11 protein-coding genes are annotated in these 16447 nt (G+C 76.4%); 1 reads left to right on the top strand and 10 read right to left on the bottom strand.

Annotation, left to right across the window (positions count from 1 at the left end; translation table 11 throughout):
* Positions 1-82: 82 nt before the first annotated feature.
* Positions 83-487, bottom strand: coding sequence for a globin (locus ABZ457_RS22990; protein ID WP_359160128.1), 405 nt, complete (start codon positions 485-487; stop codon positions 83-85).
* Between the two features lie 140 nt (positions 488-627).
* Between ABZ457_RS22990 and ABZ457_RS22985 the strand changes: the two genes are divergently transcribed.
* The gene (locus tag ABZ457_RS22985; RefSeq protein WP_359160125.1) at positions 628-1644 is read left to right on the top strand and encodes a methyltransferase domain-containing protein; all 1017 of its coding nucleotides are present in this window, start codon (positions 628-630) and stop codon (positions 1642-1644) included.
* 30 nt (positions 1645-1674) lie between these two features.
* Here the strand turns inward: ABZ457_RS22985 and ABZ457_RS22980 are convergent, their stop codons facing one another.
* The 9 genes from ABZ457_RS22980 to ABZ457_RS22940 form a co-directional block, all read right to left on the bottom strand.
* Positions 1675-3096, bottom strand: coding sequence for an FHA domain-containing protein (locus tag ABZ457_RS22980; protein ID WP_359160122.1), 1422 nt, complete (start codon positions 3094-3096; stop codon positions 1675-1677).
* A 138-nt stretch (positions 3097-3234) separates the two neighbouring features.
* Positions 3235-4596, bottom strand: a complete 1362-nt coding sequence (locus tag ABZ457_RS22975) for a VWA domain-containing protein (RefSeq protein WP_359160119.1) — start codon at positions 4594-4596, stop codon at positions 3235-3237.
* A gap of 221 nt (positions 4597-4817) precedes the next feature.
* Positions 4818-6578 carry a protein phosphatase 2C domain-containing protein gene (locus ABZ457_RS22970; protein ID WP_359160116.1) on the bottom strand — a complete coding sequence of 587 codons (1761 nt, stop codon included), beginning with the start codon at positions 6576-6578 and terminating at the stop codon, positions 4818-4820.
* Positions 6579-6581: 3 nt separating this feature from the next.
* Positions 6582-9146 carry a tetratricopeptide repeat protein gene (locus ABZ457_RS22965; protein WP_359160113.1) on the bottom strand — a complete coding sequence of 855 codons (2565 nt, stop codon included), beginning with the start codon at positions 9144-9146 and terminating at the stop codon, positions 6582-6584.
* Positions 9143-10483 carry a hypothetical protein gene (locus ABZ457_RS22960; protein ID WP_359160110.1) on the bottom strand — a complete coding sequence of 447 codons (1341 nt, stop codon included), beginning with the start codon at positions 10481-10483 and terminating at the stop codon, positions 9143-9145. Before ABZ457_RS22960 ends, ABZ457_RS22965 begins: the two co-directional genes overlap by 4 nt.
* Before the next feature lie 86 nt (positions 10484-10569).
* Positions 10570-11610, bottom strand: coding sequence for a glutamate ABC transporter substrate-binding protein (locus tag ABZ457_RS22955; RefSeq protein WP_359160108.1), 1041 nt, complete (start codon positions 11608-11610; stop codon positions 10570-10572).
* Positions 11611-11627: 17 nt separating this feature from the next.
* A complete protein-coding gene (locus ABZ457_RS22950) occupies positions 11628-13025 on the bottom strand; it encodes a hypothetical protein (protein WP_359160105.1) in 1398 nt (465 codons plus the stop codon).
* A 1173-nt stretch (positions 13026-14198) separates the two neighbouring features.
* Entirely contained in the window at positions 14199-15185 is a 987-nt protein-coding gene (locus ABZ457_RS22945; RefSeq protein ID WP_359160102.1) for a BadF/BadG/BcrA/BcrD ATPase family protein, read from the bottom strand.
* Positions 15176-16441, bottom strand: coding sequence for a 6-phospho-beta-glucosidase (locus tag ABZ457_RS22940; RefSeq protein WP_359160099.1), 1266 nt, complete (start codon positions 16439-16441; stop codon positions 15176-15178). The genes ABZ457_RS22945 and ABZ457_RS22940 overlap by 10 nt, the downstream gene beginning before the upstream one ends.
* Positions 16442-16447 lie beyond the last annotated feature (6 nt).

Here is a 16447-nt window from a genome sequence, read left to right as displayed (position 1 = left end):
GATAGTGCGGGAGAGGAGACGGAGGGTCACCGGACGGACACGGAAACGGACACGGGGTGAACTCCCGGTCCCCGGGCGGGGTTCAGTCGGGGGTGTTCACCATCGAGGCGGCGGCGTACGTCATGTAGTCCCAGAGCTGCCGCTCGTGCTCGGGCGCGAGGCCCAACTCGTCGACGGCGTCCCGCATGTGCTTCAGCCAGGCGTCGTGCGCGGCGCGGTCCACGGTGAACGGCGCGTGGCGCATCCGCAGCCGGGGGTGGCCGCGGTTGTCGCTGTAGGTGCGGGGGCCGCCCCAGTACTGCATCAGGAAGAGCACCAGCCGCTCCTCGGCCGGCCCGAGGTCCTCCTCGGGGTACATCGGCCGCAGCAGCGGGTCCTCGGCCACCCCCTGGTAGAAGCGGTGGACGAGGCGTCGAAAGGTCTCCTCGCCGCCGACCTGCTCGTAGAAGGTCTGCTCCTGAAGCGTCCCGCGCGGAATCTCGTTCACCCGTCCATCGTCTCAGACACCCCGGCGGGGGCCGGAAGTCCTGGGTCGTGTCCGGAACGTCCCGCCGTTCGCCCAGAGGGCGGTCTCCCGCGTGACCGCCGGAGTTCGCGCCGACGGCGGGCGCGCAGGACAGTGGACGCATGGGCCAGGGCCGTGGAGAGCGGGAGACCGGCGACCCCTTCGCCGGTGAAGGGGCGGCGGCGCGGGCCGCGCTGGTGCGGGAGATCGTCGCGGACGGCGGTCTGCGCGACCCCGCCTGGCGCGCGGCCTTCGCCGAGGTGCCCCGGCACCTCTTCGTCCCCTGCTACTTCGCCGTCCGGTCCGGCGTCCACGAGCGGATGTGGCGCGAGGACCCCGACCCGGTGCGGCGGGCGGACTGGTTGCACGGGGCCTACCGGGACGGACCCCTCGCCACCCGGCTGCGCGACGGCGACCTGGTCTCGTCCTCCAGCCAGCCCTCGCTGATGGCCCTGATGCTCGACGCCCTCGACCTGCGCACCGGCGACACCGTCCTGGAGATCGGCGCGGGCACCGGCTACAACGCGGCCCTGCTCGCGCACCGCCTCGGCGACGAGGCGGTCACCACGATCGACCTCGACCCCGAGATCACCGAGTCCGCCCGGCGCCACCTGGACGCGGCCGGCTACCACCCGGCCGTGGTCACCGGCGACGGCGCACGGGGCTGTCCGGACCGCGCCCCGTACGACGCGGTCGTCGCCACCTGCACCCTCGCCTCGGTGCCCCACGCCTGGGTCGAGCAGTGCGCGCCGGGCGCCCGGATCCTCGCGCCGCTGTCCACCGGGCTCATCTCGCTGCGGGTGGGCGAGGGCGCCGAGGGGCCGGAGGCCGAGGGGCACTTCCTGCGGACCTCGGCGTACTTCGTGCCGCTGCGCGGTGGGTCCGGGCCAGGCGAGGCGGCGGCCGGGGTGGCCGGACTGCCGCGCCGGGCCGTGCAGAACGACCTGTTCCGGTTCCTGCTTACCCTGACCGACGGCGCCCTCGACCCGCACGAGGCCGTCGCCCTGTGGGAGCGCGAGCACCGCCCGGACCGCAGCCGCTTCGGCGTCACCGTCCGGGGCGGCCGCCAGTGGGCCTGGCTGGACGACCCGCAGGGCCCGTACGTCTGGCCGCTGGACGAGCGGCGGCCCCTGGGCTGAGGGGCCGCCGCCCGGCACCGGCCGGGTGCGTCAGCCGCGCCGCAGGGTGATCGTCGTCCACGCCCCGACGTGCACCCGGTCGCCGTCCTGGAGGGGGACGGGCACATAGGGCTGGATCGGGTCCTCGGCACCGTTGAGCGTGGTGCCGTTGGTGGAGTTCTGGTCGACCACGGCCCAGGTCCCGTCCGGCTGCTGCACCAGCACCGCGTGCTGGTGCGAGACGCCCGGGTCCTCCGGCGGCACCGAGAGGTCGATGTCGGGGGACTCACCGGTGGAGTGCCGGCGGCGGCCGATGGTGACCTGGTTGCCGGTGAGTGGCAGGCGCTGCTCCGGGGAGTACGCGGGCAGGTTGAGCCCGGTCGCCTCGGGGCCGCTGCGCTGCATCATCGCCATGAAGTACTCGCGGTCGGGCCCGATCACGGCCGTCCACTCGTCCCGCGCCGGCTCCGGGAAGTGCGGCGGGGGACCGCCCTGCGTCCCCTGAACCCCCTGGGCTCCCTGCGGCGGGGCCTGCTGGGGGAAGGCGGCGGCGCCCTGCGGCCCCTGCGGCGGACCTCCGAGGCCCTGTGGCCCACCGAGGCCCCCCGGTCCGCCGTGGCTCTGCGGGCCGTGCGGGGCGGGCGGGCCCTGGGGCGCGCCGGGCGGCGGCGGGGACTGGGTGCGCGACGGAGGCGACAGCATCCAGTCGTCACCGCCGCCGTCCGTGTGCTGCGGCGGCGCGGGCGGCGTCGGCTGCGTGTACGCGGGCGGCGGGGCCTGCTGCTGGAACGCCGGCGGGACCGGGGGCTGGCCGGACGGCCCGGACTGCCCGGGCTGCCCGAAGCCGTGCGGCGGCTGCCCGGCGGGCGGGGCCCCGGGGCCGGAGTCCGGGCCGCCGAGGGGTTCGGCCGGCCGGTTCATCTGGGAGGGCCGGGAGCCCTGGTAGTCGAACGGGTCGCGCGGCTGCGGCGGACCCGGGGGCTGCCCGGGACCGGGCGGGGGCCCGGGGTGCCCGTGCGCCGGCGGCGGGCCCTGGTGCGGTCCGCCCTGGTGGGGCGGCGGTCCCTGGTGCGGCGGGGGGCCCGGCGGCATGCCCTGGGACGGGCCCTGCGGCGGGCCGGACTGGAAGCCCGGCGGCAGGTTCAGCCCGCCCTGGGGCGTCTGGGGCGCCGGGGCCAGCGGGGTGTACGAGGTCGCCGTGTTCGTCAGGAAGTTGTACCGGCACTCCTCGCAGAACGGCGCCATCGCCTCACGGGGCGTGCGGCACTGCGGGCAGAGCTCGGCCTGCGCGGTCGCGTGCGGGTCACCGGCGCCGGGGCCGGGCGGGGGACCGGGATAGCCGTAGGCGGGCGGCGGCGGGGGAGGCGGCGGAGGGACGGCTCCGGCGGGAGCACCCGCGCCGGCCATGCGGTGGCCGCAGACCTCGCACCAGTCGTCGGAACCCGACTGGTGTCCGTTCGGGCAGGTCGGCATGTCGGCGCTTCCCCCTCTCCTCCTCCGGCCCACGGGGGCCGGACAGTTCTGCTCCGGTGTGCTCTGAGCTCCGCGGGCTCCGTGAGCCCTGTGCTCCGCACCGCCCCGGACGCTCGGTACGCCGGGCGGGCTCGTGCGCTACTTCTTCACACGGACGGTCTTGGTGGAGCGCGTTTCGAGGGTCATCTCGTCCGCGTCCGCCACCTTCGCCTTCAGTCGCACAGTACCTGTCGCCACATCGACGACGTCCACCACCTTCGAAAGGAGTTTCGCGGTGTCCTCGTTCCCGGACCGGGCCGCGAGCTGCACCGCGCGGCCCAGTTTCGCCGTCGCGCCGTCGAAGTCCCCCGATTTACGGGCCTGGAGGCCCTGCTGGATGACCTGGGCCAGCTCGGCCTGGCCCGTGTAGTGGGCGACCTGCGCGTTGATCGCGGTGGAGGCGGCCAGGTCGTCCGTCCACACCGCCCGCACCAGGCCCTGGGCCAGCACCCGCGGGGTGCCGCCGTCGGCGGCGGGCACGATCAGGGAGGCGCGGGCCGCGAGCATCTCCTGCCCCGTCCCGGCCGCGTTGACCCGGACACAGAGGTGGTAGTCGCGGGACTCGTCGCCCCAGGACCCGGTCGGGTAGTCGCCCGCGCGCGGACCGGCCCCGGTGCGGCGGGCGGTGAGGTCCGCCACGGTGGGCGCGACCTGTTTGACGAAGGCGATCTCCGCGCCGACGGGCGTCCACAGCCGCAGCGCGACGTCCGCGACCTCCTTGCCCATCGCGGTCTCCATCATCGACGTGAAGTCGGCGGCCAGTCCGCCGGGATCGGCGACGATGTCGGCCGTGCCCAGCAGGGCGGCGGCGATACCGGTGACCTCCTTGACCTCCCAGTCGGTGCCCACCCCGCGGGCGTCGCAGGTGAAGCGGCCGGCGCAGGCGTCCAGGGCGGCCCGCAGGTCCTCGGGGGACTCGTGCTCGTTGCGGCCGTCGGTGAGCAGGATGCCGTGGCGGATGGCGACATCGGCGGAGCCGAGCAGCCGGTCGGCGAGCCGCAGCCAGGTGCCGATGGCCGTGCCGCCGCCCGCCTGGAGGCGGCGCAGTGCCTCCTTGGCCCCGGCGCGGGTCGCCGGATCGGCCACCGCCAGGCGGCCGTTGCCGGGGTAGACCTCGACGGCCTTGTGGGTGCCCGCGACGACGGCGAAGGCGACGCCGTCGCGCAGGGTGTCCACGGCGGCGGCCGTGGCGTCCCGTGCGTTGCGCATCTTGGTGGGCGGATAGTCCATCGAGCCCGAGCAGTCGACCATCAGGACGACACCGGCCGAGGGCGCGGAGGGGCCGGGGACGGCGGACGCGGTGGGCGACGCCCCGGCGAACGGTATGCCGCCGGTCGTGCCGCCGCCGGTGGAGGTCACGGTGACGATGGCGTTGACCTCGCGGCCACCCTCCGGGAGGTAGGGGTTCTGGTACACCTCGACCGAGAACTGCGGGACCTGGGACTTCGCGAAAACGGCCATCTGATCGGCTCCTCGTGGCTCCACGGGCGACGTCCCCCGGGGACGTCCGCGGTCGGGCGGACACATACGGGGGACACGGGCGGGACCCGGCCGGGGTGCTCTGCGGTGCGGACGGGTGCGGTGTTCTGCGCTGCGCTGTGCTGCGCTGCTCTGTGGTGTGGTGTGGTGTGGTGTGGTGTGGTCGGGGCGGGGTCCGGCGTCGGCGGCGGACCCCGCCCGGGTCAGGCCCCTCCGGCGACGGGCCCCCGGACGGCGGCCTCCTGGGCTGCGCCCTCCTCGGGCGGCGGCACGGCGAACGGCAGCACGGCCACGGTCACGTTGTCGTGGCCCCCGCTGTCGAGGGCGTGACCGACCAGCGCCCGGGCGCTGTGCAGCGGGCGCAGCGCCGCGTCGGCGGGCACGGCGCGGGCCATGTCCTCCGCGCCCTCGGCGTAGTTCCACAGGCCGTCGGTGCAGACGACCACCACGCCCGGCCGGTCGGGCTTGAACGCGGCGGTGTGCGGCTCCAGTTCGTACGCGTCGGCGCCGAGCCAGCCGGTGATGGCGTGGGCGCGCTCGTCCGCGTACGCCTCGGCCTCGTTCATCAGGCCCGCCGCGACCATCTGGGCGGCCCAGGAGTCGTCCTCGGTGAGCCGGGCGGGCGGGCCGCCGCGGTCGTCCGGCACCCAGTAGGCGCGGCTGTCGCCGACCCAGCCGACGACGAGCAGCCCGGCGGCCGAGACCGCGCCGACGATGGTGCACGCGGGCGCGTTCTGGTGGCGGCCGTGGTCCTCGCCCGCACCGCCCTCGCCCGCCAGGGAGTTGACCGCCTCGGACGCGGCGACGATCGCCTCGTGCATCGCCTGCTGCGGGTGGGTGCCGCGGGGCAGGGCGTCGAGCAGCCGCTCGTTGGCGGCCCGGGCGGCGGCGGCGGACGCCTCGTCCGGGCGGGTCGCCGAGGAGACGCCGTCGCAGACGAACGCGACGACGGCGGGGGAGCCGTCCGGCAGCGCGGTCGAGGAGACGGCGAACGAGTCCTCGTTGCGGTGGTGGCGCAGCCCGCGGTCGCTGACCGCGGCCACCGAACCGAGCTCCTGCTCCATGTGGTCGCGCTCGCGGGGCTGGGCGTGCCCGCAGTTCTCGCAGTACCCGTCGGGATCGACGTGCCCGGCCCGGCACGCGACGCACATCCGCCCCCCGGCCGGGACCTGCGGCCGCGCGGCCCGCGGATCCACGGCGGTCGCCGTCCCCGGCACGGGAGCGGCCAGCTCGAAGTCCCCGGTGGGCGGCGTGTCGTGCCGCACCGCCCCACCGGCCTCCGGGGGCAGGGGGCGCCCGCCCGGCGCCGGAGCGGACACCCGCGCGGGCTCGCCACCCGGCGTCGCCGCGGGCGCGTGCACCGGCCCGGCGGGCTCGGCGCCTGCGGGCAGCGGGGTGCCCGCGGCGGCTGCCGCACCGGCCGCCGGCTGCCGGCCGCCTGCGGGTTCGGCCTGCCCGGCCGGCGGGTACGGCGCGTGCGCGGCCGCTGGGCCCGGCCCGGTGTCAGAGGCCGTCGTACCGGCCGCTGCGGGCTGTCCGTCCGCCCGCAGGGAAGCCGCGTGGGCGGGCTCGTCGCCCGGCGTCGCCGCGGGCGCGTGCACCGGCCCGGAGGACGCCGGAACGGGCGCCGGCCCGGCGGGGGTGTTACCCGGGGCCGGGGGCGAATCGGCGGGCGGGCCACCCGGCACCGCGGGCGGGGTCAGTGGCAGGTCGTCGCCGGCGGAGTCCGTGCCCGGGAGGTCGCCCGGGCGCTGGGTGGGCGGGGACATGCCCGACGTGTCCGTGCCGTCGGCCGCCGGCCACTCCACCGGGGTGCCGATCGGCAGGGTGGGCCGGTCCGGGGAGGGGGCCGGGAGGGCCGACAGGTCGTACCCGCAGGCTCCGCAGAACCGGTCGCCGGATTCGACCGGCTCCTCGCAGCCGGGGCAGGCGCGCCCCTCGGCCGACTGGTGCATCCGCGCCATCAATCACACCCACGTCCGGGGGCGGTAGCGGTTCGCCCGCTCCACCAGCTCCATCCGCTCCTCCCCGTGCTGGGCGAGCCGGGCGAGGACCCGGAAGGAGCGCTCCAGTCCGAAGCGCAGTCCGCGCTCGTCCAGTTCACTGCCGAGCAGCACCGTCGGTGCGCTCGGTCCTGCGGAAGCGGTCGCGGCGGACGGCAGGGCTCCGGGACTTCCGGAGAGTACCCAGTCGAGCGCCGTCCCGAGGACCTCCGTCGCCAGCCGCTCCCGGCGCACCGCGTCGAGACCGAAGCCGGCCAGCCCCTCGACCTGTGCCGCCGCGGCCACCAGGTCGTGCAGCAGCGGTTCCCGCGGGCCCCGGCCGCGCAGCCGGGAGCGGACCGCCGCCACCCGTGCGGCCGTGTAGTGGATCGACGCCTCCGGGACCGACTCCAGGGTGCGCACGGCCCCCTCCCGGTCCCCGGCCGCGATCTGCACCCGGGCGAGCGCGAACGCGGCGCTCACATAGGACGGATCGGTCGTCCACACCAGCCGGTAGTAGTCCGCCGCGTTGTCCAGCTGGCCGAGCACCTCCGCGCACAGGCCCAGCGCGAGCTTCGGCGCGCACTCGCCGGGGAACGCGTCGTACACCGCGTCGAAGGACAGGGCCGCGGACTCGTGGTCGCCGGTCACCAGGGCCGTGACGCCCCGGTACCAGACGACCCGCCAGTCGTCCGGATGACTGCTCTTCAGCGTGGCCACCACCCGCACCGCCGAGGCCGTGTCGCCGGTCTCCAGCCGGGCGCGCAGCTCGCGCAGCAGGGTCTCCGTCGAGGAGGGGGCGCCGTGCAGGGCGGCGATCAGCTCGGCCGGGGCCGCGGCCATCAGGCCCGCCAGGAAACCGGCGTTGGGGTCGTTCGGGTCCACCCGGGGGACGGGCAGGGCCAGTACGGCGGCCCGGACGTCCGGCGTGGCCGGCTGCCGCCCGGTGGCCGGGGACGGGGCCGGGGAGAGGCCCGGTGGCGCACCGGCGGTGCCGGGCGCGCGCTGCGCGGGCACGCCCGGCAGACCGCCCCGCCTCCGCGCCCCCGCGCCGTCCCGCCCGGCGGCCCGGGAGCCCAGCGCGGAGACCTCCCCCGCCCGCTCCTCGAACAGCACCGTGTCCGGCACCCGCAGTTCCGGGCCGAAGAGGGTCGACATCGCCGGCCGTGGCCGGCCCGTCTGCATCGCGACGACCTCGCGCAGCACCCCGGTGAGCTGCTCGGCCATCTCCTGCGCCGAGGCGAACCGCCGCGCCGGGTCCGGGTCCGTCGCCCGCACCAGCAGCCGGTAGAACGACTCGTACGCCCGGAACACCGGGATGTTCTCCGGGTCGGGCAGGGAGTCCGTGAAGAGGGTCGTGTAGCCCTGGAAGTCGAAGGTGAGCACCGCGAGCGTCCGCGCGACCGTGTAGAGGTCGGAGGCCACGGACGGGCCGACCTCGGCGACCTCCGGCGCCTGGTAGCCGACCGTGCCGTAGATCGCCGACTCCTCGTCGTCCATCCGGCGGACCGCGCCCATGTCGATCAGCTTCAGCTGGTCCTGCTGCTGGATCGCGTTGTCGACCTTGAAGTCGCAGTACAGGAGGTTGCGGCTGTGGAGATGGCCGAGTGCCTCCAGGGCCTCGATGCCGTACGCGCACGCCTGCTCCACCGGCAGCGGGTCGCGCCGGCCGTCCGGGCCCCGGCGCGCGTTCGCGATCTCCTTCAGGGACTTGCCGCCCACGTACTCCATGACGATGTAGCCGTCGAGGGAGCCGGTGCGCTGGTCGAGGTGCTCCACGAAGTTGTAGATGCGGACGATGTTGGAGTGCTCGATCTCGGCGAGGAAGCGCCGTTCGGAGATCGCGGCCGCCATGGCGTCCTGGTCGCCCGTGTCCAGCAGGCCCTTGAGGACCACCCAGCGGTCGGAGACCGCGCGGTCCACCGCCAGGTACACCCAGCCCAGGCCGCCGTGCGCCAGGCAGCCCACCACCTCGTACTGGCCGTGCACGATGTCGCCGGCCTTCAGCTTGGGCACGAAGGAGTACGGGTGGCCGCAGCGGGTGCAGAAACCCTCGGTGCGGCCGGGCCGTTCACCACGGGTGCGGCCCACCGGCGCCCCGCAGTCGGAGCGGGAGCAGAACCGCTTGCGCTCCGGGACCTCCGGGTTCGCCATGACCGCAGACTGCGGGTCGGGCCGGGGCACGTCCGGGACGGCGACCAGCCCCGCGCCCAGCCGGTGCCGCCCGGACGCGGTCGTCGAGGAGCCCGAACTGCGCACGGACACCGAACGGGACGAGGTACTGCTCCCCGTCAGCGAGCGCGAGAGGCGGCCGGAGACCGAACGGCGGGAGGACGAGGAGCGGGCCGACGCCCGGGAGGAGCGCGAGCTGCCGCGCGCGGACGAGGAGCCGCGCCCGCCGGCCGCGATACCGGTCGGCGGGGAGGACACCATGCCGGTGGCGGACACCACGGGCGCCAGCCCGCAGGTGTCGCAGTACAGCTCGCCGCCGCCCATGTCCTCGTAGGAGCCACCGCAGCCGGGGCGCTGGCAGGTGCCGTTCTCGCTCATGAGTCCCCCCTGCGGTCCTCGGGCGCGGGCCCGGCCGCTCTCGGCGCGACCACCTCGGCGACCGCGTACTGGTAGCGCAGGACCGCCTGTTCGGCGGCGCGCAGGTCGCACGGCGCGCTCCACAGCATGCGCCGGGCCGCGTCGTACCGTTCGATCAGCAGGGGGTCCTCCGCGGTGCCGTGCCGGGCCGCCTTCGCCTTGTACGCGTCGAGCCGGCCGCGCAGCTCCGCGCGGACGGCGAGCGGCGCGGTGACGGCGGTCAGCGACTCGCGGGCACGGTGCAGTTCGTCCTCCGCCTCCCGCTCCAGGGACTCCAGCAGCGGGGAGAGCCGGTGCCACTGGGCATGCCGGCGGAACTCGGCGGCGGTGGCCAGCCGTTCCTGGAGGACGGTCGGCGGGCCGCTGACGGCGGGGACCTCGGAGGCGGCTATCTTCGCCAGCACCTCGCCGCGCGCGGCCCGGGCCTCGCTCAGGGTGCGGTCCGCCCGGGAGAGCACGTCCCGCAGCCGGATCAGCCGCTCCTCGGAGTCCTGGCGGACCCCGAGCACGGCCTCGATCTCCCGGCGGACCTCCTCCAGGGCACGGGCCGCCCGGTCGTAGCGGCCGGTGTCGGGCCGGCCGCCGCCGGGGGCGGAGCTGCCGGGCGCGGGGCGCCAGAACGCCAGCGGGTCGGAGAGCACCTCGGCCCGCAGCGCGGTCAGCTCCTCGGTGATGGACTCCAGTTCGTCGCCCGCGGGGTGTTCGCCGGGGCGGACCCCGACCGAGTGGGCGAGGGAGCGGGTGCGGCGCAGCTCGGCGGCGAGCAGGTCGATCCGGGCGGGCAGGGCCGACCAGACGGCGTCCGCGGTGATGATGGTGTCCAGCGAGCTCGCGTACAGCTCGTTCATCCGGGCGACCAGCTCCTGGAGGGTGAACTCCTCGGCCAGCTTCGCCGGTCCGGTCAGGGACGGGCCGGGGTGGGCCGCGGCCGGGCCGGGCACGGTGACGCTGCGGCCGCGCAGCCGCTCGGTCAGCTCGACCAGGTCCTCGCGGCTGGACCAGCGGCGGCGGGCGCGCAGCTCACGCAGCCCGGTGAGGGCCGCGGTGTAGGCGTCGAAGTACGTCCACAGCAGGGTGATCGACTGCTCGGCCGCCGCCCAGCGCTCCTTGGTGGCGCCGGTCAGCTCGGCCCCTTCGAGGAGCCGGCGGCCGGCGTGCTCCTGGAGCGCGAGGAGGGAGGTCTCGACCGCCTCGTGCTCGGCGCCGAGCCGCGCCAGGGCGCGGTCCGCCTCGTCCCGGTCCATCACCGGCCCGTGGGGTGTCCCCGCAGGGTCCGGGAAGGGGCCCGCGACTCCCATCGATCACCTCTCCGTCCGTGCGGGCCCGCTGCCCGCCCCGCCTGCCGTCCTGCCGTACGCCGTGCCGTGCGCCGCGCCCCCGAGCCCTATCCGTCCCGGTACTTGGGCTGCGGCGGGCCGCTGATCCCGGGCAGGTCGGCCTTGAGCCACTTGTCGTACGCGGTGGCCCAGGCCCCCTTCCGGTACTCCTCCAGCACCCGGTTCACCCGGCGCACCAGGTCGTCCTTGCCGAGCTTGGTGGCGACCCCGTAGTACTCGGTGGTGAACGGCTTGTCGCCCTTCAGCTCGATCGACGGGTCCTGCGCGGCCTGCCCGGCGGCCAGGGCGTTGTCCGTGACGATCGCGTCCACCAGGCCGAGCTGGAGCCGGACCAGGCAGTCGAGCTGGTTCGGCACCGTGAGCAGGTCCTCGTCCCCGGGCCGCCCGTCGCGCTCGTCCTGGAAGACCGCGCCGAAGCTGTTCTTCTCCAGGGCCTCGTACGCCGTGGACCCCTCGGCGGAGCAGACCCGCTTGCCCGCCAGGCTCTCGTCGTACCCCGTGATCGGGGAGCTCTTGGGCGCCAGGACCTGCTGGCCCGCCTGGAAGTAGGCGGTGGAGAAGGCGACCTGCTCGATACGGCTGCAGCTGATCGTCATGGTGCGCACCACGATGTCCACCCGGCCGCTCTCCAGCGCGGGGATGCGCTGGTTGGTCGGTATCGCGCGGAAGATGACCGCGTCCGGGCTGCCGAGGATGTCCTGGGCTATGGCGCGGGCCAGGTCGATGTCGAAGCCCTCCAGGTCGGACGGCTGGTCCGGCCCCTCGGCGGGCTTGCGGTAGCCCCAGCGGTAGCTGTTCTGGTCGACGCCGACGATGAGCTTGCCGCGCTCCTTGATGGCGTCGATGTTCGGTCCGCCGGCCGCGGAGGGCCGCAGGGACGCCTCCGGGTCCTCGCAGTCGTCCGCCCGCTGCGGCGCGGGCGCGCCCTGTGCGGCCGGTCCGGTGCTCAGGGCGTCCGCCGCACCGTGGGACAGCGGCAGCAGGGTGGCGGCGGCCGTCAGCGCGCAGGCGGCGGCCATCGCGGCGACGCCGCCCCAGCCGCGCAGCCCGCGCCGCCGCGGCCGGCCGGCCGTGCCGTGGTCCTCCATCGCTCGCCTCCCCTCCCTCACCGGTACTCCGACAGTCTGCGGTTGATGCCGAGGATCGCGGCGACCGCGCCCAGCACGGCCAGCAGCGCGGCGCCGGCGGCCAGCCCGGTCAGGGCCGCGCGCCCGCCCTTCGCCGCCTCGGTGAACTCCCGCTGCTCGTGCTCCAGGGCCTGGGCGAGCGCCGCGTCCACCGCGTCGAAGGACTCGGTGGTGGAGCCCTCGGCGCCGATCACCTTGCGCAGCGCGCCCTCGTAGTCGCCGCCCTGGTCGGCGCGGGTGACCTCGGCGTGGCGCTCCTGCCAGTCGCCGACCGCCCGTATCGCCTGCTCGACGGGGCGGCGGCCCTCGTCGTCGTCCGCGTGGCGCAGGGCCAGCTCCAGGGAGTCGTCCAGCCAGCCCATGGTCTGGCCGTACTCCGCCGCGTACTTGTCGTCCTTGCCGTCGTCGGTGAGGACGGCGCCGCGGGCGACCAGGGTGAGGTTCTCGTTGGCGCGGGCCTGGAGGGCGTTGATCCGGGCCTCGTTGAGGACGTTCAACGAGCGCTGGGCGTGCACCTCGGCGTCGTTCAGCCGGGCGCTCGCGAGGGCCTGGGCGCCGGTCATCCACAGCAGGACCAGGGCCCCGGCGACGGTGGCGGCGAGCAGCCCGTGGTTGAAGACGCGGTTGGTGCGGCGGTAGTTGCGCCGCTGGGCCCAGCCGAGGACGGAGAGGGCGAGGACCCCGGTGGCCACCGACAGCAGCGGCCAGAAGCGGGCGTCGTCGTAGTCCGCCTGCAGCCGGTAGGACTCGGCGCGGTGGAGCTTCTGCGCGGCGGGCAGCAGATCCCGGGTCATCAGGTCGTTCGCGTACCGCAGATAGGCGCCGCCGAGGGGGCGGCCGAGGCGGTTGTTGGCGCGGGCGGTCTCGATCAGGCCCGTGTACCGGGGCAGATGCTCGTTGAGATAGGCGATCTGGCGGCCGGACTCGCTGGTGGCGTCGGTGTGCGTGGCCGCGGTGACCAGCAGCCGGGAGGCGCGGGCGATGTCCTGCTCGTACCGCTTCTTGACGGCGGCGGGCTCCTCGGCGCCGGCCAGGAAGCCGGTGGAGGCGGCCGTGTTGGCGTCGGCGAGGGAGCGGTAGACCGAGGCGGCGTCCTGGCTGAGCGGCTGGCTGCGCTCCACCACGTCGTGCGCGGCGGAGGCCCGGTCGGAGACCTCGAAGGCGGTGACGGCGCCGAACACGACCATCAGCGCGGCGAGTACGGCGCCGATGATCTGGAGCCGGCCCGGCTCGGTGGTCGCGGCGGCGCGCAGCCGCCGGCGGAACTCCGCCCAGGGGCCCGGCCCCTGGACGGGATCGCCCGGCGGGCGCGCGGGCGCGGGCACGGCGGCGGGGGGCGGCGCAGGCGCCGCGCCCACGCTCGGCGGGTGTGTCACGAGACCTCTCCCCCTCGGTCGCTGACGGCCCGCCCCCCGGCGGGTCCTGGGATGACTCCCGGCCAGCAGTATGGCCGCAGGGGACTCCTTCACACCACAATTGACTGGATCTTGTTCCTCGCCCGGCACCGGCGGCGACCGCCGTCGTGCCAGGTCCGACTCCCCACCGCGTCCCCACAGTGAATACGTGCGCCGCGCGCGCCCGGTTCCCGCCGAACGGGTGAATCCAGCCGGGGTTCCGCGGGTCCGCGGGAACCGGTGGCCGGGACCCGAGGGTCCCGGCCGGGCCCCGACCCGGGCCGCCGGGGTGCCCGGGCGTCCCGGGCCCCGGCCAGCGACCGCAGCCCGGCCCCGGCGGCCGGGCGGCTCGCTGCCCCCCGAGTACCGGCTCCGGGCCCAGCGCCGGGAGGCCGGGACTTCGTCGGGCCGCCGAGCACCGTCCTCGGCGGCCCGGAGCCCTGGGCCCCTGCCCCGGGAGGCCGGGACTTCACCGGGTAGCCGAGGGCTGATTCTCGGCGCGGGCCCCAAACCGGCTCCAGGCCCCCGGCGCCCCAGAGCTCCGGAGGCCGGCCCGGCAACCCGCCCCGAGGGGCCGGGACTTCATCGGGTCGCCGAAGGCCGACCCCCGACCGGGCCCGGAATCCGGGCTGCCGAGCACCGCCCCCGGCAGCCCGGGCCCCCGGGGGCGGTGCTCGGCCCCGAGACCGGGGCCCCGGCCGGCGACCGCAGCCCGGCTCCGGCGGTCCGGGGCCCTTGCTCCGAGAGGCTGGGACTTCACCGCGTCGCTGGGGGCGACTCTCGGCGCGGACCCCAACCCGCCCCAGACCCTTGGCGACCCGGCCCCCGGAGCCCGGGTCCGCCCGAGCCGGCCCCAGAAGCCTGGGCCCGAGAACCGGCTCCGGCCCGTCAGCACCGGCCCCGGGCCCGCCCGGCTACCGCAGCGGCCCTGGCGGGACCGGCCCCGGGGGGCCGGGACTTCATCGGGCCGCCGAAGGCCGCCCTCGGCGCGGGCGCCCAGCCCGGCCCCGCCGGCCGGGCACCCGGGGGCCCGGCCCCGGTGGCCCCGGCCCCGGTGGCCCGGGGCACCCGCCGAGCACCGGCCCCCGGGCCGGCCCCGGCGGGGGCACCCGGGAGACCGGCCCCCCGAGCACCCGGCCCCCGGCCGGCCCCCGCTCACCCCCCGTAGCGCGCCCGCAGCACCCCCGCCGCCCCCGGCCCCGCCCCCGTGCGGTCGAGGCCCAGCAGGGCCGCGCCCAGCACCGGCGGGGCCGTCACCACCCGCACCACCGCTTTGGGGGCCCGCAGCGCCAGTAGTTCGGTGAGGTCGGTGTCCAACTGCGGGTGGCGGGCGGCGAGGACGCTGCCGCCCAGGACCAGTGGCACCACCTCGTCCAGGAGTTCCAGCCGCCGCAGCGCGACCACGGCCATGGCGACGACCTCCTCCGCCTGCCGCCGCACCAGCGACCGTGCCACCGGGTCCCCGGCCGCGCTCGTGGCGAACAGCACCGGCACCAGCTCGTGCCGCCGGGCGAACGGCACCCGTCCCAGGTGCAGCGCCTCGATCAGCTCCCGCATCGAGCCCAGCCCGAAGTGCGCCGGCAGCTCCCGTGCCAGGGCCGACGCCTCGCCCCGCCCGTCCTCGGCCCGTGCCGCGCACCACAGCGCCTCGTCGGCGAGCCCGCCGCCCCCGCCCCAGTCGCCGGAGATCTTCCCGATCGCCGGGAACCGGGCGGTGCGCCCGTCGGGCAGCATGCCCACGCAGTTGATGCCCGCCCCGCAGACCACCGCGACCCCGCGCGGCTCGTCCACCCCGGCCCGCAGCACCGCGAAGGTGTCGTTGCGGACCTCGGTGGTGCGGCCCCAGCCCCGCGCGTGCACGGCGGCGGTCAACTCGGCTTCCTCCACGGGCAGATCCGCGTTGGCCAGGGCCGCCGAGACGTGCTCGGCCCCGTCGACCGGCGTCCCCGCCGCCCGCGCGGCGGCCAGCGCCCCGCCGACCGCCTCCGCGAGCACGTCCACGGCCGCCGCCACCCCGGCCACCGGCGGCTGGAAGCCCCCCGCCCGCCCGGTGCCCAGCACCGTGCCGTCGGCGGCGACGAGGGCCGCGTCGGTCTTGCTGTTCCCCGCGTCCAGGGCGAGGACCGCGGCTCTCAGGCCCACGTCAGATGCTCCCGGTTGTGTGCGATCAGACGGTCCGTCAGCCGGTCCGCGTACGCGTACTGGCCGATCAGCGGATGCGCGAGCAGGGCGGCGAACACCCGCTCCCGGCCGCCGTGCAGGGCCGCCCGCAGCGCCAGGTCCTCGTACGCGGTCACATTCGCGATCAGCCCCGCGTACAGCGGGTCGAGCGGGGCCACCGGCAGCGGGGCGGCGCCCTCGCGGCCCACCCGGGCCTGCACCTCGACCACCGCGTCGTCCGGCAGGAAGGGCAGCGTGCCCCGGTTGAGGGTGTTCACCACCTGCACCGGGCTGCCGCCTCCGCCGAGCAGCGCCGCCGCGAGGTCCACGGCGGCCTCCGAGTAGAACGCCCCGCCCCGCTTGGCCAGCAGCTCCGGCTTCTCGTCCAGGGCCGGGTCCGCGTACATCTCCAGGAGCCGCTTCTCCATGGCCGCGACCTCGGCGGCCCGCGAGGGCTTGGTGCGCAGCTCCGCCACCACCTCGTCGTGCGCGTAGAAGTAGCGCAGGTAGTAGGAGGGGATCACGCCGAGCCGGTCCAGCAGGGCGCGGGGCAGGCGCAGATCGGCGGCCACGGTCTCGCCGTGCTCGGCGAGCAGCTTCGGCAGGACGTCGGCGCCGTCGGGTCCGCCGATGCGGACGCCGGTCTCCCAGGTGAGGTGGTTCAGTCCGACGTGCTCCAGGTGCACATCGGCGGGCCGCACATCGAGGAGCTTCGCGAACTTGCGCTGGAGGCCGATGGCCACGTTGCACAGCCCGACCGCCTTGTGCCCGGCGGCCAGCAGGGCGCGGGTGACGATGCCGACCGGGTTGGTGAAGTCGATGATCCAGGCGTCCGGACTGGCCCGGCGCACCCGTTCGGCGATGTCCAGGACGACGGGGACGGTCCGCAGCGCCTTGGCCAGCCCGCCCGCGCCGGTGGTCTCCTGGCCGACGCAGCCGCACTCCAGGGGCCAGGTCTCGTCCTGCTCGCGGGCCGCCTGCCCGCCGACGCGCAGCTGGAGGAGGACCGCGTCCGCGCCGTCCACGCCCGCGTCCAGGTCGGCGGTGGTGGTGATCCGGCCGGGGTGGGCCTGCCGGGCGAAGATCCGCCGGGCGAGGCCGCCGACCAGCTCCAGCCGGTGGGCGTCCGGGTCGATCAGGACCAGTTCGGTGATCGGCAGGGTGGCGCACATCCGCGCGAAGCCGTCGATCAGCTCGGGGGTGTAGGTGGAACCGCCCCCCACTACAGCGAGTTTCATGAGCCC

It is taken from the genome of Streptomyces sp. NPDC005805 (genome assembly GCF_040630445.1).
Lineage (GTDB): Bacteria > Actinomycetota > Actinomycetes > Streptomycetales > Streptomycetaceae > Streptomyces.
Note: the sequence above shows the minus strand (reverse complement) of the source record. Positions and strands in the feature narration are given on the sequence as shown.